At 31.4% G+C, this 14,884-nt stretch carries 15 protein-coding genes; 9 read left to right on the forward strand and 6 right to left on the reverse strand.

Annotated features, from left to right (window positions below; genetic code table 11):
* Positions 1–5: 5 nt before the first annotated feature.
* From grpE to CDLVIII_RS06710, 5 genes are all read left to right on the forward strand, one after another.
* Positions 6–593: a nucleotide exchange factor GrpE gene (gene grpE / locus CDLVIII_RS06690; RefSeq protein ID WP_009168673.1), complete on the forward strand. Its 588-nt coding sequence runs from the start codon at positions 6–8 to the stop codon at positions 591–593.
* 82 nt (positions 594–675) lie between these two features.
* The gene (gene dnaK, locus CDLVIII_RS06695; protein WP_009168674.1) at positions 676–2,514 is read left to right on the forward strand and encodes a molecular chaperone DnaK; all 1,839 of its coding nucleotides are present in this window, start codon (positions 676–678) and stop codon (positions 2,512–2,514) included.
* A 351-nt stretch (positions 2,515–2,865) separates the two neighbouring features.
* Entirely contained in the window at positions 2,866–3,999 is a 1,134-nt protein-coding gene (gene dnaJ / locus CDLVIII_RS06700) for a molecular chaperone DnaJ (RefSeq protein WP_009168675.1), read from the forward strand.
* Positions 4,000–4,304: 305 nt separating this feature from the next.
* Positions 4,305–4,820, forward strand: a complete 516-nt coding sequence (locus CDLVIII_RS06705) for an NUDIX domain-containing protein (protein WP_009168676.1) — start codon at positions 4,305–4,307, stop codon at positions 4,818–4,820.
* 310 nt (positions 4,821–5,130) lie between these two features.
* On the forward strand, positions 5,131–5,907 hold the full coding sequence (locus CDLVIII_RS06710; protein WP_009168677.1) for a GNAT family N-acetyltransferase: 777 nt from the start codon (positions 5,131–5,133) through the stop codon (positions 5,905–5,907).
* Between the two features lie 137 nt (positions 5,908–6,044).
* Here the strand turns inward: CDLVIII_RS06710 and CDLVIII_RS06715 are convergent, their stop codons facing one another.
* From CDLVIII_RS06715 to CDLVIII_RS29185, 3 genes are all read right to left on the reverse strand, one after another.
* Positions 6,045–7,853: a multicopper oxidase gene (locus CDLVIII_RS06715; RefSeq protein WP_009168678.1), complete on the reverse strand. Its 1,809-nt coding sequence runs from the start codon at positions 7,851–7,853 to the stop codon at positions 6,045–6,047.
* A gap of 362 nt (positions 7,854–8,215) precedes the next feature.
* Positions 8,216–8,467, reverse strand: coding sequence for a hypothetical protein (locus CDLVIII_RS06720; protein WP_035301688.1), 252 nt, complete (start codon positions 8,465–8,467; stop codon positions 8,216–8,218).
* A 53-nt stretch (positions 8,468–8,520) separates the two neighbouring features.
* A complete protein-coding gene (locus CDLVIII_RS29185; protein ID WP_009168679.1) occupies positions 8,521–8,973 on the reverse strand; it encodes a helix-turn-helix domain containing protein in 453 nt (150 codons plus the stop codon).
* A 456-nt stretch (positions 8,974–9,429) separates the two neighbouring features.
* On the opposite strand from CDLVIII_RS29185, the gene trmB reads away from it, so the two are divergent.
* The 4 genes from trmB (at position 9,430) to CDLVIII_RS31095 (ending at position 12,075) form a co-directional block, all read left to right on the forward strand.
* Entirely contained in the window at positions 9,430–10,089 is a 660-nt protein-coding gene (gene trmB, locus CDLVIII_RS06730) for a tRNA (guanosine(46)-N7)-methyltransferase TrmB (protein WP_009168680.1), read from the forward strand.
* A 98-nt stretch (positions 10,090–10,187) separates the two neighbouring features.
* Positions 10,188–11,132, forward strand: coding sequence for a 50S ribosomal protein L11 methyltransferase (gene prmA, locus CDLVIII_RS06735; protein WP_009168681.1), 945 nt, complete (start codon positions 10,188–10,190; stop codon positions 11,130–11,132).
* Positions 11,133–11,164: 32 nt separating this feature from the next.
* Positions 11,165–11,932 carry an RsmE family RNA methyltransferase gene (locus CDLVIII_RS06740; protein ID WP_009168682.1) on the forward strand — a complete coding sequence of 256 codons (768 nt, stop codon included), beginning with the start codon at positions 11,165–11,167 and terminating at the stop codon, positions 11,930–11,932.
* Positions 11,932–12,075, forward strand: coding sequence for a hypothetical protein (locus CDLVIII_RS31095; protein WP_009168683.1), 144 nt, complete (start codon positions 11,932–11,934; stop codon positions 12,073–12,075). Before CDLVIII_RS06740 ends, CDLVIII_RS31095 begins: the two co-directional genes overlap by 1 nt.
* A gap of 79 nt (positions 12,076–12,154) precedes the next feature.
* Here the strand turns inward: CDLVIII_RS31095 and CDLVIII_RS06745 are convergent, their stop codons facing one another.
* From CDLVIII_RS06745 to CDLVIII_RS06755, 3 genes are read right to left on the reverse strand one after another with little or no spacing between them, the layout of a single operon-like run.
* Positions 12,155–14,056, reverse strand: coding sequence for a recombinase family protein (locus tag CDLVIII_RS06745; protein WP_009168684.1), 1,902 nt, complete (start codon positions 14,054–14,056; stop codon positions 12,155–12,157).
* A gap of 53 nt (positions 14,057–14,109) precedes the next feature.
* Complete coding sequence (locus CDLVIII_RS06750) at positions 14,110–14,523, reverse strand: type II toxin-antitoxin system HicB family antitoxin (protein ID WP_009168685.1); 414 nt, start codon at positions 14,521–14,523, stop codon at positions 14,110–14,112.
* Between the two features lie 36 nt (positions 14,524–14,559).
* The gene (locus tag CDLVIII_RS06755) at positions 14,560–14,757 is read right to left on the reverse strand and encodes a type II toxin-antitoxin system HicA family toxin (RefSeq protein ID WP_009168686.1); all 198 of its coding nucleotides are present in this window, start codon (positions 14,755–14,757) and stop codon (positions 14,560–14,562) included.
* Between the last annotated feature and the right edge of the window lie 127 nt (positions 14,758–14,884).

A 14,884-nucleotide genomic window follows, 5' to 3' on the forward strand; every position in this document is an offset into this window, starting at 1 on the left:
GATATATGGCAGAAAATAATGTTAAAGATGAAGAACTAAAGAATGAAGAAATTAAAGAGGAAGAAGTAACTGAAGCTACAGCTAATGATGCAGTAGAAAATCAGGAAACTAGCGAGGCTGTAGATGAAACTTGCAAAGATGCAGGAAATAATTTAGAAGAGGAAAATAAAAAATTGCAGGAAGAATTAGATAATACAAAAGACAGATTATTAAGATTAACAGCTGAATATGACAATTATAGAAAGAGAACTTCTAAAGAAAAAGAAGGAATATATAGTGATGCATATGTTGATGTATTAAAAGAAATTATTCCTGTTCTTGATAATTTAGAAAGAGCTATTGCAGCAGATGGAAGTATAGAAGATTTAAAAAAAGGAATTGAAATGACTATTAAAGGCTGCAAGGATGCATTTGCAAAACTTGGAGTTGAAGAAATAGATGCTTCAGGAGAATTTGATCCTAACCTTCATAATGCAGTAATGCATGTAGAAGATGAGAACTTAGGCAAAAATGTTGTAGCTGAAGTTTTCCAAAAGGGATATAAAAAAGATGACAAAATAATAAGACATACAATGGTTAAAGTAGCTAACTAAAAAAGTAAAATTACTTATTAAAATATTTAATTGAAAAATTCAAATTAAAATAAACTAATAGAGTTTTAGGAGGAATAATATCATGGGAAAAATTATAGGAATTGATTTAGGAACTACAAATTCATGTGTAGCCGTTATGGAAGGTGGAGAACCAACTGTTATAGCAAATTCAGAAGGAGCTAGAACTACTCCTTCAGTAGTATCATTCCAAGCAAATGGAGAAAGATTAGTTGGTCAAGTTGCAAAAAGACAAGCGATTACAAATCCAGATAAGACAGTTATCTCAATAAAGAGACACATGGGAACAAGTTACAAAGTTGATATAGATGGAAAACAATATTCACCACAAGAAATTTCTGCTATGGTACTTCAAAAGATCAAAGCTGATGCTGAAAGCTATTTAGGTGAAACTGTAACACAAGCAGTTATAACTGTACCAGCTTACTTTAACGATAGCCAAAGACAAGCAACTAAAGATGCAGGAAAAATTGCTGGTCTTGAAGTATTAAGAATAATCAACGAACCAACAGCAGCATCACTTGCTTATGGTTTAGATAAAATGGATTCAGCACACAAGATTTTAGTTTATGATTTAGGTGGTGGTACTTTCGATGTATCTATCTTAGATCTTGGAGATGGAGTATTTGAAGTATTATCAACTAACGGAGATACTAAACTTGGTGGAGATGACTTTGATGAAAAAGTAATGCACTATATTGCTGATGATTTCAAAGCTTCAAATGGAATTGATTTAATGCAAGATAAGATGGCAGTTCAAAGATTAAAAGAAGCTGCTGAAAAAGCAAAGATCGAATTATCTTCATCAATGCAAACAAACATTAATTTACCATTTATCACAGCAGATGCAACAGGTCCAAAACACATAGACTTAACATTAACTAGAGCAAAATTCAATGAAATAACTCATGACTTAGTTGAAAGAAGTATTGAGCCAATGAAAAAAGCATTAGCTGATGCAAAACTTTCATTAAGTGATATTGATAAGATAATTTTAGTAGGTGGATCAACAAGAATTCCAGCAGTAGTAGAAGCTGTTAAGAACTTTACAGGAAAAGAACCATCTAAAGGAGTTAACCCAGATGAATGTGTTGCAGTTGGTGCAGCTATTCAAGCAGGTGTACTTACTGGAGAAGTTAAGGATGTAGTATTACTTGATGTTACACCATTAACACTTGGAATTGAAACAGCAGGTGGAATAGCTACTCCATTAATTGAAAGAAATACAACTATTCCAACAAAGAAGAGTCAAGTATTCTCAACTGCTGCTGATAATCAAACATCAGTTGAAATCAACGTAGTACAAGGTGAAAGACAAATGGCTATGGATAATAAGTCACTTGGAAGATTCACATTATCAGGAATAGCTCCAGCTCCAAGAGGAATTCCTCAAATCGAAGTTACATTTGATATAGATGCTAATGGTATTGTTAAAGTATCAGCTTTAGATAAAGGAACTGGAAAAGAAGCTAACATCACAATTACAGCTTCAACTAACTTAAGTGATGATGAAGTAGATAAGGCTGTAAAAGAAGCTGAAAAGTTTGCAGAAGAAGATAAAAAGAGAAAAGAAAAGATTGAAGCTGTAAACAACGCAGATCAAACAATTTATCAAATAGAAAAGACATTAAATGAAGTAGGAGATAAAGCTACAGAAGATGAAAAAGCTACTGTAAAAGCTAAGATTGAAGATCTTAAGAAAGTTAAAGATGGCGATGATGTAGAAGCAATTAAAGCAGCAATTGAAGCTGTAAATCAATCATTCTATCCAATAGCTACAAAGATGTATCAACAAGCTGGAGCAGAAGCAGGTGCTGACCAAGATGCAGCAGGTGGAGCACAAAGTGCACCACATGATGATAATGTAGTAGATGCTGATTTCAAGGTTGATGAAGATAAATAATATAGTTTAGTTGTAATAAAACTTAATTATTAATATAAGTGAGAATCAAAATCTTGTATTTTGCAATTCGAACTTACCCAGCGAACGCATGTGAGTCGGGTTTCATTAGAGATAGGGGAAGGCAATTTCGTCTTCCCTTTTCTAAAGTATGCAGAGAAAATAATAAAAGTTGCACATTTTACTATTGTAAATTGTATATTTATAATTGGAGAAGTTATTATTTATACATTTATGATCTGGATTGTGTGGAGTTTAAATTTAAATTATGCATTGTACATTGCATGCAGTTCGCTGTAAATCGTGAATTGCGAACTGTACACTGATAAAGTACTAGGTGGTGAATATAAACAAATGGCAAATAAAGACTATTATGAGGTGCTTGGGCTTGAAAAAGGTGCAAGTGATGATGAAATAAAAAGAGCCTTTAGAAAATTAGCAGTAAAATATCATCCAGATAGAAATCAAGGGAATGCTGAAGCTGAAGAAAAGTTTAAAGAGATAAATGAAGCTTATCAAATTCTTTCGGATCCAGAAAAGAAGGCTAAATATGATCAATTTGGATCTGCCGCTTTTGATGGAAGTGGAGGCTTTGGAGGCGGTGGCTTCGGAGGTTTCGATGGCTTTGATATGGGAGGTTTTGGAGATATTTTTGAATCGTTCTTTGGTGGAGGGGGATCAGGTTCTAGAAGAAGAAATGGTCCTGTAAGAGGTAATGATCTTGAATATACAATAACCTTAACATTTGAAGAAGCTGTTTTTGGAGTAGAAAAAGAAATTTCAATAACTAGAAATGAAAATTGTGAACACTGTAATGGAAGCGGTGCTGAGCCTGGAACTAGTGCAAAGACTTGCCCAACTTGTGGAGGTTCAGGTCAAGTAAGAGTTCAAAGACAAACTCCTCTTGGAAGCTTTGTTTCAACTTCTACTTGTGATACTTGTAGAGGAACAGGTAAAATAATAGAAAAACCATGTTCAAGTTGTAGAGGAAATGGTAATGTTAGAAAGACAAGAAAGATAAAAGTTAACATACCAGCAGGAGTAGATACAGGTAATGTTATGCCACTACGTGGTCAAGGTGAACATGGATTAAGAGGTGGAAACCCTGGAGATTTATATGTTAGAATTAATGTAACTCCATCGAAGGTATTCACAAGAAAAGGAAATGATATATATATTGATGCTCATGTTTCTATGGCTAAGGCTACTTTAGGTACAGAAATAACTGTAGCTACAGTAGATGGAAATGTTAAATATTCTGTTCCGGCAGGTACTCAATCTGGAACTATGTTTAGATTAAAAGGTAAGGGAATACAAAGAGTTAATTCAGGTGGCAAAGGAGATCAATATGTAAAAGTCATAGTTGATATTCCTAAGACATTAAATAAAGAACAGAGAGAGGCATTGTACAGCTTTATGAAAGCATCAGGTGAAGAAGTTGATGAAGCTGTGGCTCCAAAGAAAAAATTATTCGGGAAAAATAGATAATATAAGCAAATTTTTTTAAGAAACTGTTTAAGTAGCAGCTGTGCTGAAATTTGAACAGTTTCTTTTTTTATATATAATAAGTCAGAAAAATTAGTGATATAGATTTAAAAATGCTACAATTACAGAATATGCTATAATTGATTTGTATATGGAAATATTGCGAATTTATGAACGGAAAATAATATTATACCAGTATATTGGGTAGACAAAAATAATATTGCATCTGTTGAATTAGCAAAAAAAGTAGGTTTTAAGATTATGTATAGTAGGAACTGATTAGAATTATAAAAGTGAGGAGAGTTACAGTGGAACTGTGGGATATTTATGATAAGAATAGAAACTTAACTGGTAGAAAAATTAAGCGGGGCAGTGAATTTGGAAAAGATGATTTTCATCTTGTAGTTCATGTGTGTATTTTTAATTCAAGAAATGAGATGATTATTCAACAACGTCAGCCATGGAAAGAAGGATGGCCTAATATGTGGGATATAACTGTTGGAGGGAGCGCTTGGGCTGGTGAAACAAGCGTACAAGCTGCCGAAAGAGAAACGCTAGAAGAAATAGGATATAAAATTGATCTATCAAGTGAACGACCATTTTTTACTATAAATTTTGAAGCTGGTTTTGATGATTATTATTTTATTGAGCGAGAAATAAATATTAAAGAGCTAAAATTACAATATGAAGAAGTACAATCAGTGAAATGGGCAAGCAAAGATGAAATTTTACAATTAGTCAAAGAAGGAAAGTTTATAGATTATTGGTTTACTGGACTTTTATTCGATATGAGAAAACATAGAGGAGGGCACCGCATAGTATAAATTTCATTTATGGTACTGTGCTTAATATAGTAAAAAAATATTTTTCAATTATAGGGATATAGAAACTAAATATGTGCTATGCATAATGGTTTGATATAAATATTTTGAGGATTAGATATACTAAATTATCAATAGATACTAGTTCTGAATAAGATTATGCACGAAGGAAGTCAAAGTGTTGAAAAAGATATAATTGCTAATAATGGTTTTACTGCAAGGAAACCTATAAAGGTGTTTGTATTAATAATATTATTTTAAGTATAGTTATTTTAATGATTAACGATATGAGTATGAGAGAAAGGGGTTAGATATGATTGAAGTAAAAAAGGTAGAATCCATAGAATTAATAGAAGAGCAAAGAGAAGTGTATATGAGGTCGCTGCCTTCTGCTCAAGAAGAATATCTTGAGCAGATAGTTAATAGATGTGACTATTATAAAATTGAACTAAAATCAAAAACACAGGGATATTTTTGTGTGGATAAAGATAAAGTGCTGTATGAGTTTTATTTGAATGATGAAGTGGTAACATTTGCGCAAGATATATTTAAAACTTTGCTAGAGGAAGAATATTTTATAGCAGCAGAATGTAAATCATTTGATTATTTGTTGATGTCCCTATGCTTAGATTTTAATAAAAAGGCTGTTTGCTCAGGATATTTGTTTAGAAATTTTGTTAATGTAAAAAATTCGTTAGATGGATTTAAGAGTAAATGTTTTAGGTTAGCAAATTTAAAAGATGGCGAAAAAATTTCTGAGATAAGCGAAGACTTTTTTGAAAATTTAGAAGAACAAATTTTAAAAGAAGAGATATTCGTATTGTATTCTGATGAAACTTTACTTGCAGCAGGTGTTGCTCAGAAAGTTTTCAGAAGCATGGATTATTATGATATAGGTATGATAGTAAAAAAGGAGTATAGAAACAGGGGGATTGGAACATATATTATAACAAAATTAAGAGAAAATTGCTGTGCACATAATGTGGTACCTATTTGCGGCTGCTGGTATTATAATCATGCTTCAAAAAGAACTCTTGAAAAAGCTGGATTTATTTCAAAACATAGAATCATAACATTTAATTTTAAATGAGTAATAAAAATACTATATATAAATTTAATGCACTAGACATTATTAAATTTAATGTTTAGTGCATTTGGTTTTAGGCCAATATAATTATAAGATATTAATGAATTGGTTAATATGGTATTTTCCAGTGTAAAATTAGATTATTCTTCTGATTTAATCTGATAAGGTCTCATCATGTCATTATCTTCGTGGTCTAAGATGTGGCAGTGCCATACATAACCAGGACCAGCGGAAGGATCAAATGGAAATAAATTTTCACCAGGATGTGAATTAGCATTTTGAGGAGCAAAGCGAATTCGCATTTTTGTTATTTCTCCAGGATATGCTTTTACAGTATCCTTCCAGCCAGCTTCGTTATCTTCTGGAGGGATAGGATTACCTATTATATATGGTGTTGTATAAAGTGTTTTCGGTTTAACCATCCATGGTGGATTTCCTAAATCAGAATTTAATTTAAGCCAGTCCTGGGTATATTTATCTACCTCGAACTTTTGCCTGCAGGATAGTTTGAATTCTACAAGATGCAAGTGGATAGGATGTGCATCAGCGGTTAGATTAACTATATACCATTCCTCTGTTGAACCTACAACTGGCAATTCGGAAATTGGAGCTGACCAACGTTGTCCATTTAATGTTACTATTAATGGACCATTAGCTCCAGCAGTTTCATAAAGTGTAAATATTCTTATTTTTGATGGAGCAGGCAAATGTGGTATAGGAGTATCTCTTAGTGTTTTTGGAAGAGGAGTAGGCATCATCATGTCAGTATTATGATTGATGGTAAATTGCATTATTTGTCCTACAGTATCAGGATTAGGTTTATCACCTGTAGGATAAGGTGCATTTGCATCATTACAGAGAATTATTTTAGTACAGCTAGGAATCTCAGAAAAGTCTACAAGTATATCCGCACGTTCTGCAGGAGCAAGAAGAATAGAAGTTAGTGGTACTGGTTTGTTAAGATAACCGCCATCTGTTCCTATTTGCCAAAATTGCATTCCATTTGAAAATTTAAGATTATAGAATCGTGCATTTGAACCATTTAAGATTCTAAAACGATATCTGGTCATGTCAACATCTAGATTAGGCCATACTGTTCCATTTACCATAATGGTGTCTCCAAAAAACTCAGGCTGCCAATAAGGATGGATTTCTGGATTGTCACCTTGAGTAGGAAAATTTAAGCTGCCATCAGCATTAAAGGAACGGTCTTGAATAACTATTGGTATTTCATATTTTGAGTTTGTAATTAATGGACCTGGGTAATCAAAAGGATTAGCAGGATCTTTAATAATATAAAAACCGGCAAGTCCCATTACTACATTAAGACGAGTCACGCCTAGTGCATGGTCATGATACCATAATGTAGTTGGCTCTTGAGTATTTGGGTAGTGAAAAGTGTCAGTGATATATTTTGGGCCAGTTAGACCATTTGCAGTCCACCATGCTTCAGGGTGACCGTCAAATGTTGATTGCTGTTCACCTCCATGAAGATGTGTTACTAATGGGACATCTTTTTGAGCACAGTAAACTCCAGGTGGAAAATCAGGCCATTTCCCATCAGGAGGCATCATTGAGGTGTCATTAGGATTTGCCCAATGAAGACTTGGATCAACTGCTAATGAATAAGCGTCTGTAATTTCATTTATCCATTTAACATTTACAGGAATGCCTCGTATGGCTTCAAAAGTTGCTCCAGGAGAACTCCTAAATTGAATTTTTTCTCCAGTGAATTTATCTCTAATTATACCGCTATATCCCCATACAGTAGTTTGGGCAAATTCAGAAGGGAGAATTTGCTGTTTAAATTGACACATACTGATTTTATAATTATCGCTTAGAGCACCACTCACAGAATCAGTTACTCTATTAGGCAAGAATACTGGAGGAATAATTAGTTCCTGCGTGTATTTTGGTATTATCTCAGGATCGAGTGTTTCTTTTGTCATAAGTATCTCTCCTTGTTTTTGAATTTATATAAATTTTAATAACTAACTGCTAATATCATACGGGGTAAACCTACTGTATAAAATAACAAAGCTTTTTTAGTTTACCCTTGTCCAAATTTAATGCATCTAAATGTGACTTAATTTGTTGAATTAACTGAGAAAAAACTTCAAATACAGTATTATGAATTACAGCTTGGCGTAAGTTTTTCCAAAGGTGCTCAATTGCATTTAACTCAGAACAATATGGTGGAAGGTATAAAAAAGAAATATTTTCTATACCTTCTAAGAAATCATCTATACCTTTAAAATGATGATATCTAGCATTGTCCGCGATGAATATAACCTTTTTATTTTGATAATTTTCAGAGACCGTATTTTAAAAAAGACTTAAAATTATCTGAATTTCCTTTATCAGAAATCTTATAGATAAGATCACCGGTCTCAGGGTTAGTAGCACCAAATATAACAGCTCTTTTTCTTGTGCCACCTGGTAAAGTTTTAACTATAGGCTGAACTCCGACTTTAGTCCAAACGGCAGTCGCAGACGGCTCTGATGTTATAATAGCTTCATCTTCATAGAGAATCACAGTATTTTCGTCTTTTGATATTATCAAATTCGATAGTTTTTCTCTAAAATTAGTTAAAGTTTCTTTATCAATTTTATTACTTAATCTTTTAGCTCTAGTTTTTGAGTAGTTAAGTCTAGAAAATATATTATAAGCTGTACCAAGTGAAATTTTTTATTGAAGTTTAAACTTACCCAATTTACAAGAAGTTCACCAGTCCAATTATTATAATTGAGACCGGAATTATAGGGGGATTCTTTTAAAATATTATCAACAATAGCAAGTTCATCTGATGTTAAAATTGTTTTCTTTGGGGCGTGCTCTAAGTCTTTCAAGCCTTCTAATCCAAATTTATTATATCGATGAATAGTCGTTCTAATCGTAGCATCAGATTGTTTTAAAAGAAGAGAAATTTCAACACTAGATTTTCCTTCAAATAAATGCAATATAGTTAATAATCTAGTTTTAATTTTTGGATTTTTCTCACTTTTATATAGCGCTTTTATAGTTTCATAAGATGCATGCTTTGTATTAACAGTTAATCTTTTTCTCATATGGACCTCCTGCTTAAATATTTGATATTTTAGTATGTCCATATATGAGAAATTTAAATAGCAACCTGTAATTAAAATTTATATAGTTAAATAAAAATATAATACATTATATTCATTAGGGAATATTATTGATACTGTTTAAACATATTGTTAAGCGATATTAAATTAGAAAATAAAAAATTGCAATAAAATTTTTTATAGGTATAATTATTATGAAAGCATATGGCCATTTTGAAAACGGCAAGTTACAATGCAGATAATGCACAATCAAAAAAATAACAGGTCCATCTGCAAGTTTTGGACTTATTATTTTATTTCTGTGCCTAAAGTTATTTTGCGCTTATATCCTTAATGGAAAGAGTAATTATAATGTAATATATTTCGTTGTTTTACTCACGAAATATAAATTGCATTATTTACTTGTTGTTTTTTGGCCCAAAGATGGAGTGAATTAGCATGAGAATGAGAAAAAAGCCATGGGCAAGACCTGAACTTGAAGCAAGTGATTTTTTTGTTGTAAATCCTAAGGAATATAAAGGCAAATGGAAAGAGTTTTTTGGAAATGACAAACCTATATATCTGGAACTTGGATGTGGAAAAGGTACTTTTATAGCAGTACATGGTTCAGAGAATCCCGAGATTAATTACATTGCAGTTGATATAAAAGATGAGGTTTTAGGTTTAGCTAAGAGAAATATAGAAAGAGCTTATAAAGAAAAAAATAAATCAACAGATAATATAAAATTAATGGCTCATGAAATAGGGATTATTAATGAAATGCTAGGCGAAGATGATATAGTAAGCAGAATATACATAAATTTCTGTAATCCTTGGCCTAAAAAGAAGCATAAAAAGAGAAGATTAACTCACATAAATCAATTAAATCAATATAAGGTTTTCTTAAAAGATGAAGGGGAAATATATTTTAAAACAGATGATGACGAATTATTTGAAGAATCTCTTGAATATTTTAAAGAAGCTGGGTTTAGAATTAAATATATAACTTATGACCTTCATAAAAGTGACTTTGAAGGAAATGTAGAGACAGAACATGAAAAAATGTTTACTGAGCAAGGAATAAAAACAAAATTTTTAATTGCTACAAAAAATGATTGATTGTTTAATAATTGGTTGAATTAAGGAGACGTATTGCTGCAGTTGAAAGTTGATAACATAAAAATTAGTATAAATCACAGAGAAAGGTTGATATAAAGATGGATGGAATATGGATTGAAGTAAGTATAATAACAAAAAGTGAGGCATTAGAGCCTATATCAGGAATATTTTATGGACTAGGATGCCCAAACGTTGCAATTGAAGACCCTGAGGATTTACTTTCAAGAGAACAAGGCCCATTGACTTGGGATTTTGCAGATATAAATATCTTAGAACATAAAGGAAATGCTGCTGTTGTAAAAGCATATTTTTCTCAGGATGATAAGGTTGAAGAAATAGTTGAGCAGGTTAAAGAAAAGCTTGAAGAGATAAAAGATCTTGGAATTGATATTGGTGAAGGTAAAGTAGAAGCAAAGAAAATGCATGAAGAGGATTGGGCAAATAATTGGAAGCAATATTATAAGCCAGTTAAAATAACAGATAAAATTGTAATTAAACCTATTTGGGAAGAGTATGAAAAAAAGAAAGACGAAATAATTATTGAATTAGACCCAGGAATGGCATTTGGGACAGGAACTCATGAAACTACTAGAATGTGTATTCAGGCACTAGATAAGTACGTAAAGCCTAATACAACAGTATTTGATGTGGGATGTGGCTCAGGAATACTTGCAATAGCGGCTGCAAAGCTTGGAGCTAAACATGTAGTAGGTGTTGATCTAGATCCAGTAGCAGTTGATTCATCTAAAGAAAATATAAGCTTTAATGATTTAGATAATATTGAAGTTTTAGAAGGAAATCTTTTAGATGTAGTTGAAGGAAAAGCAGATATAGTTGTTGCAAACATAATTGCAGAAGTTATATGTATATTAACAGAGGACGTTAAAAAGGCATTGAATGAAGGCGGTTTGTTTATTACATCAGGTATAATACATGATAGAGTTGATATGGTTACAAAGAAGTTTGCTGAGTGCGGCTTTGAAGTTATAGAAATAAATAAAGATGGAGAATGGAACTGCATAGTGGCTAAAGCGGTTAATTAATCTTAACTTGTAACTGAATGAAGGGTGGTTTTATGCATAAATTTTTTACAGAACCTTATAATATCACAGATATAGAAGGAAGAATACTTGGAGATGATGTAAAACATATATATAAAGTTTTAAGATTATCCGAAGGTGAAGATGTAGTATTAAATAATTGTGAAGGCATAGAATATTTAGGAAAGATAAAGACTATAACAAAGAGTGAAGTTGTAGTCAGCATAATTAAAAAATTAGATATAAATAATGAAAGCAAAATTAAAGTGCATTTATTTCAAGGATTACCAAAAGGGCAAAAGATGGATTTAATAGTGCAGAAGGGAACTGAGCTTGGAATGCATGAATTTATCCCAACAATCACAGCAAGGGTTGACGTTAAGCTTAAGGGAGAATTTAAAAAACTTGATAGATTAAATAGAATAGCATTAGAGGCATCTAAGCAATCTAAAAGAAGCATTATACCACAAGTTAGAGAAGTTATTGACTTTGAGGAGGCATTAAGCAAGCTAAAAGATATGGATTTAGCTTTAGTACCTTATGAAAATGCGGAAGCTTTCGGTATTAAAAGTCTTATGAGACAGCTTGAAAAAGAAAATGTAGATTTAAGTAATATTAATGATGTTGGAATCTTAATTGGTCCAGAGGGTGGATTTGAAGAGGAAGAAATAAATACATTAAAAGCGCAAGGAGCTTATATTGTAACTCTTGGAAACAGGATACTTAGAACGGAAACAGCAGGATTTATAAGTGCAGCATTAATTCAGTATGAATTAGGAGATTTAGGAGGAATGCTACTATAATGGAAGAAAATCAAATGAAAAAAATAAAAATAAGTAATGGAAAGACTGTATTAAAAAAAATGACATATAAAGAGCTAATAAAATCTTCAAGTGGGAAAAGATTAGTTGCTTTTGCTACTCTAGGCTGTCGGAAAGTAAATTGAAATATGATTCCTTTTAAGCCTTGATATGTAAGGGGTTAGATGGATGGGAAAAAGGTTACTATTTCTTAGAATAGTAACCCTATGCCCTTAAAAAGTATCTTGTTGCAACTGAATTTCCCTTTTTCTCAATAATTTGTTTTTCTAATAATTCTAATAGAAGAGCATTTGCACTTGAATGAGATAGCCCTGTTATAGTTTCAATATCCTTTCGAGTTATAGAATTATTTTCATTTAGGTATTCTACTATTTGTGGTTCGAATTTTCTATATAAAAACTTTTCTTTTGTTCTAATCACTTGGAGATATTTAACTTTATATAAAAATCTATGAGTAATCCCATTGCTAAAGGTTATAGAATATACTTTTTTATCGTTTATTTCTATTTTATTAATAACAGTATTAACAAAATCTTTAATAAGAGAAATATCAATTGTTTGTAAAAGTTCTCTATAATCTATATTTTTTTTATTTGAAAGTTCATTATGAATAAGGAAATTACCTGCTTTATTTAAAAATGATATATCTGTTGTAATATTAGAATTTTTCTTATTAACATTTGAAATATCCTCATTTATTTTTTGTATATGCTCAGTTATATCACGCTTTTTAAATAAATAGTCTTTTTTAGAGATACCTTGTTCATCAAATAAATATAAATCTTCAAGTCTAGACAAAGCTTTTTCATATTTAATTTTTTCTTTTTTTAGATTTTCTAATTCAGAATTTGTGTTATTTTCGGAGTTATCTAATTGATTATTTAATGAAGAGTCAGTAAAGCCTATAGAAAAAGAAAGATAAGTTTCTTCTAGGCCTTTTCTGTCAATACATTCTACATCAGCAAAGTATTTTCCGCGAAGCAAGATTTTTTCTATATCTCTAAGGGAATGTCTCTGTGTTATTCTATTTTGCAGATTAATAAAATTTGCAATATAATTAAGTATAAACGGTAAGAGTGTTATATCACTTATAAAGTTATTACAATTATTCATATTGTCATTTCGGCTAGAATAGCAAGTATAACGTGATGGCCTATAACCATCTTTTCGAGGAGCATCAAGTCCAGCAGTTAAATTAGATCCGCATTTTCCACATACTAAAATTTGTGAAAAAATATGCGTATTAGTGTTTTCTCTTTGGAATTGTCTTTTGCCTTTATAGTTATCTGATAGCATTGTATTAACCTTTTCAAATAATTCAACTGGGACTATTCCAGGATGATTATTCTCTATAACAACCCATTCACTTTTTTCTTTCCAACGTCTTGTGCCACTAGTTTTTACATTATATCTATATGTGCCGACATAAAAAGGGTTTCTAAGAATATCTCCTACAGTCTTTGGAGTCCATACTCCACCTCTTTTAGTTTTAACCTTTTCTTGATTTAATTGATAAGCAACTTTTGGAGTCGAACCGTTATTGACATAAAGATCATAAATATATTTTATTGTAATGGCTTCAGTATCATCTATAACAGGAAATTTCATGCCTTTAGTATATTTATATCCTAGAGGAACGCTAGCACCATTCCAGAGACCTTTTTCAGCTCTACTTAACATTACAGCAGAGACTCTTTCACTAGTAAGCTTTCTTTCTAATTCTGCAAATACCAAAATAATTTTCAACATTGATTCTCCCATTGCTGAAGAAGTATCGAATTTTTCATTCTTACTTATAAATGTGCAGTTATATTCTTTTAGTTCATCGTACATAGTGCAGAAGTCTAAAAGATTTCTAGATATTCTATCTATCTTCCATACAATCAAGTGAGAAAATTCATGATTTTTAATTCTATGCATCATATCTTGAAACGCTGGTCTATCTGTATTTTTTCCACTAAAGCCAGCATCCTCAAAGACTTCATAATCATCAATTCCAAGTACATATTTTGAATAATTTATAAGATCTTCACGCTGGAGAGGTAAGGAGTCCTTATCAATCTGATATTGTGTACTTACTCTTATGTAAAGTGCTGATTTTTTCAAAAAAATTACCTCCAATCTAATTCAAAGAGCCATGAAATACATAGCTCATTAAATTATTTTCTATCCTTGATACCAAGTTGTTCCTTAATTGCGAGCTGTAAGACTTGAGAAAAATTAATTTTATTTTTTTCGGCTAATTTATTTAACCATTGAGGTATTGTTAAAGTTTTCTTTACAGATTGATTTTCGATAGCAGTTCTATAGAGAGGCATATAAACCTCTATTAGCATTGGAATTTGATTTTCTGATAAACTAAGCTTATTTATAAGAGCTGCATCTGGTATTATATCGTTATCTTCTTCCATGCCATATAAATGAAGTGCTAAAGCTTCTTTAGCCATCTTGATTGATTCTTCAGTAGTATCACCACAAGAAAAACATCCGGGTAAATCTGGAAATTCAACCGATACTCCATCATCATCATAAGTGAAAATAGCGGGAAAAGTATATGAGTCTTTCTGATTCATAACAATCACTCCTTTTAAAATGTTAAGGAAGAGGGATTAATTTAAATCAATCCCTGCTTGTTTAAAAATACTTTTTACCGTTTTTATAGGTAAATCTTTATTAGGATGAGGAATCGTTACCTTACCTTTTTTTAATGGGTGTTTATATTGATGATGATCACCAATACACGCAACTTCATACCAGCCATCAGCTAATAGTATTTTAACAAGTTCCCTTGAAGAGTATGACTTCATTAGGATTCCTCCTTACAAATATATTATAACACGTATTATAATACGTGTAAAGAGAAAAATTGCAAAGGATTATTTTCAGATAAAATATTTTTTATATAGGTAATACTGTATTTTTCAAAAGTCACTT

Source organism: Clostridium sp. DL-VIII, from assembly GCF_000230835.1.
In the GTDB taxonomy this organism is placed as follows: Bacteria; Bacillota; Clostridia; order Clostridiales; family Clostridiaceae; genus Clostridium.

Coding starts and splice junctions, on each gene's coding strand:
- grpE (WP_009168673.1), top strand. CDS start 6: ATGGCAGAAAATAATGTTAAAGATGAAGAACTAAAGAATGAAGAAATT.
- dnaK (WP_009168674.1), top strand. CDS start 676: ATGGGAAAAATTATAGGAATTGATTTAGGAACTACAAATTCATGTGTA.
- dnaJ (WP_009168675.1), top strand. CDS start 2,866: ATGGCAAATAAAGACTATTATGAGGTGCTTGGGCTTGAAAAAGGTGCA.
- CDLVIII_RS06710 (WP_009168677.1), top strand. CDS start 5,131: ATGATTGAAGTAAAAAAGGTAGAATCCATAGAATTAATAGAAGAGCAA.
- CDLVIII_RS06715 (WP_009168678.1), bottom strand. CDS start 7,853: ATGACAAAAGAAACACTCGATCCTGAGATAATACCAAAATACACGCAG.
- CDLVIII_RS29185 (WP_009168679.1), bottom strand. CDS start 8,973: ATGAGAAAAAGATTAACTGTTAATACAAAGCATGCATCTTATGAAACT.
- trmB (WP_009168680.1), top strand. CDS start 9,430: ATGAGAATGAGAAAAAAGCCATGGGCAAGACCTGAACTTGAAGCAAGT.
- prmA (WP_009168681.1), top strand. CDS start 10,188: ATGGATGGAATATGGATTGAAGTAAGTATAATAACAAAAAGTGAGGCA.
- CDLVIII_RS06740 (WP_009168682.1), top strand. CDS start 11,165: ATGCATAAATTTTTTACAGAACCTTATAATATCACAGATATAGAAGGA.
- CDLVIII_RS31095 (WP_009168683.1), top strand. CDS start 11,932: ATGGAAGAAAATCAAATGAAAAAAATAAAAATAAGTAATGGAAAGACT.
- CDLVIII_RS06750 (WP_009168685.1), bottom strand. CDS start 14,523: ATGAATCAGAAAGACTCATATACTTTTCCCGCTATTTTCACTTATGAT.
- CDLVIII_RS06755 (WP_009168686.1), bottom strand. CDS start 14,757: ATGAAGTCATACTCTTCAAGGGAACTTGTTAAAATACTATTAGCTGAT.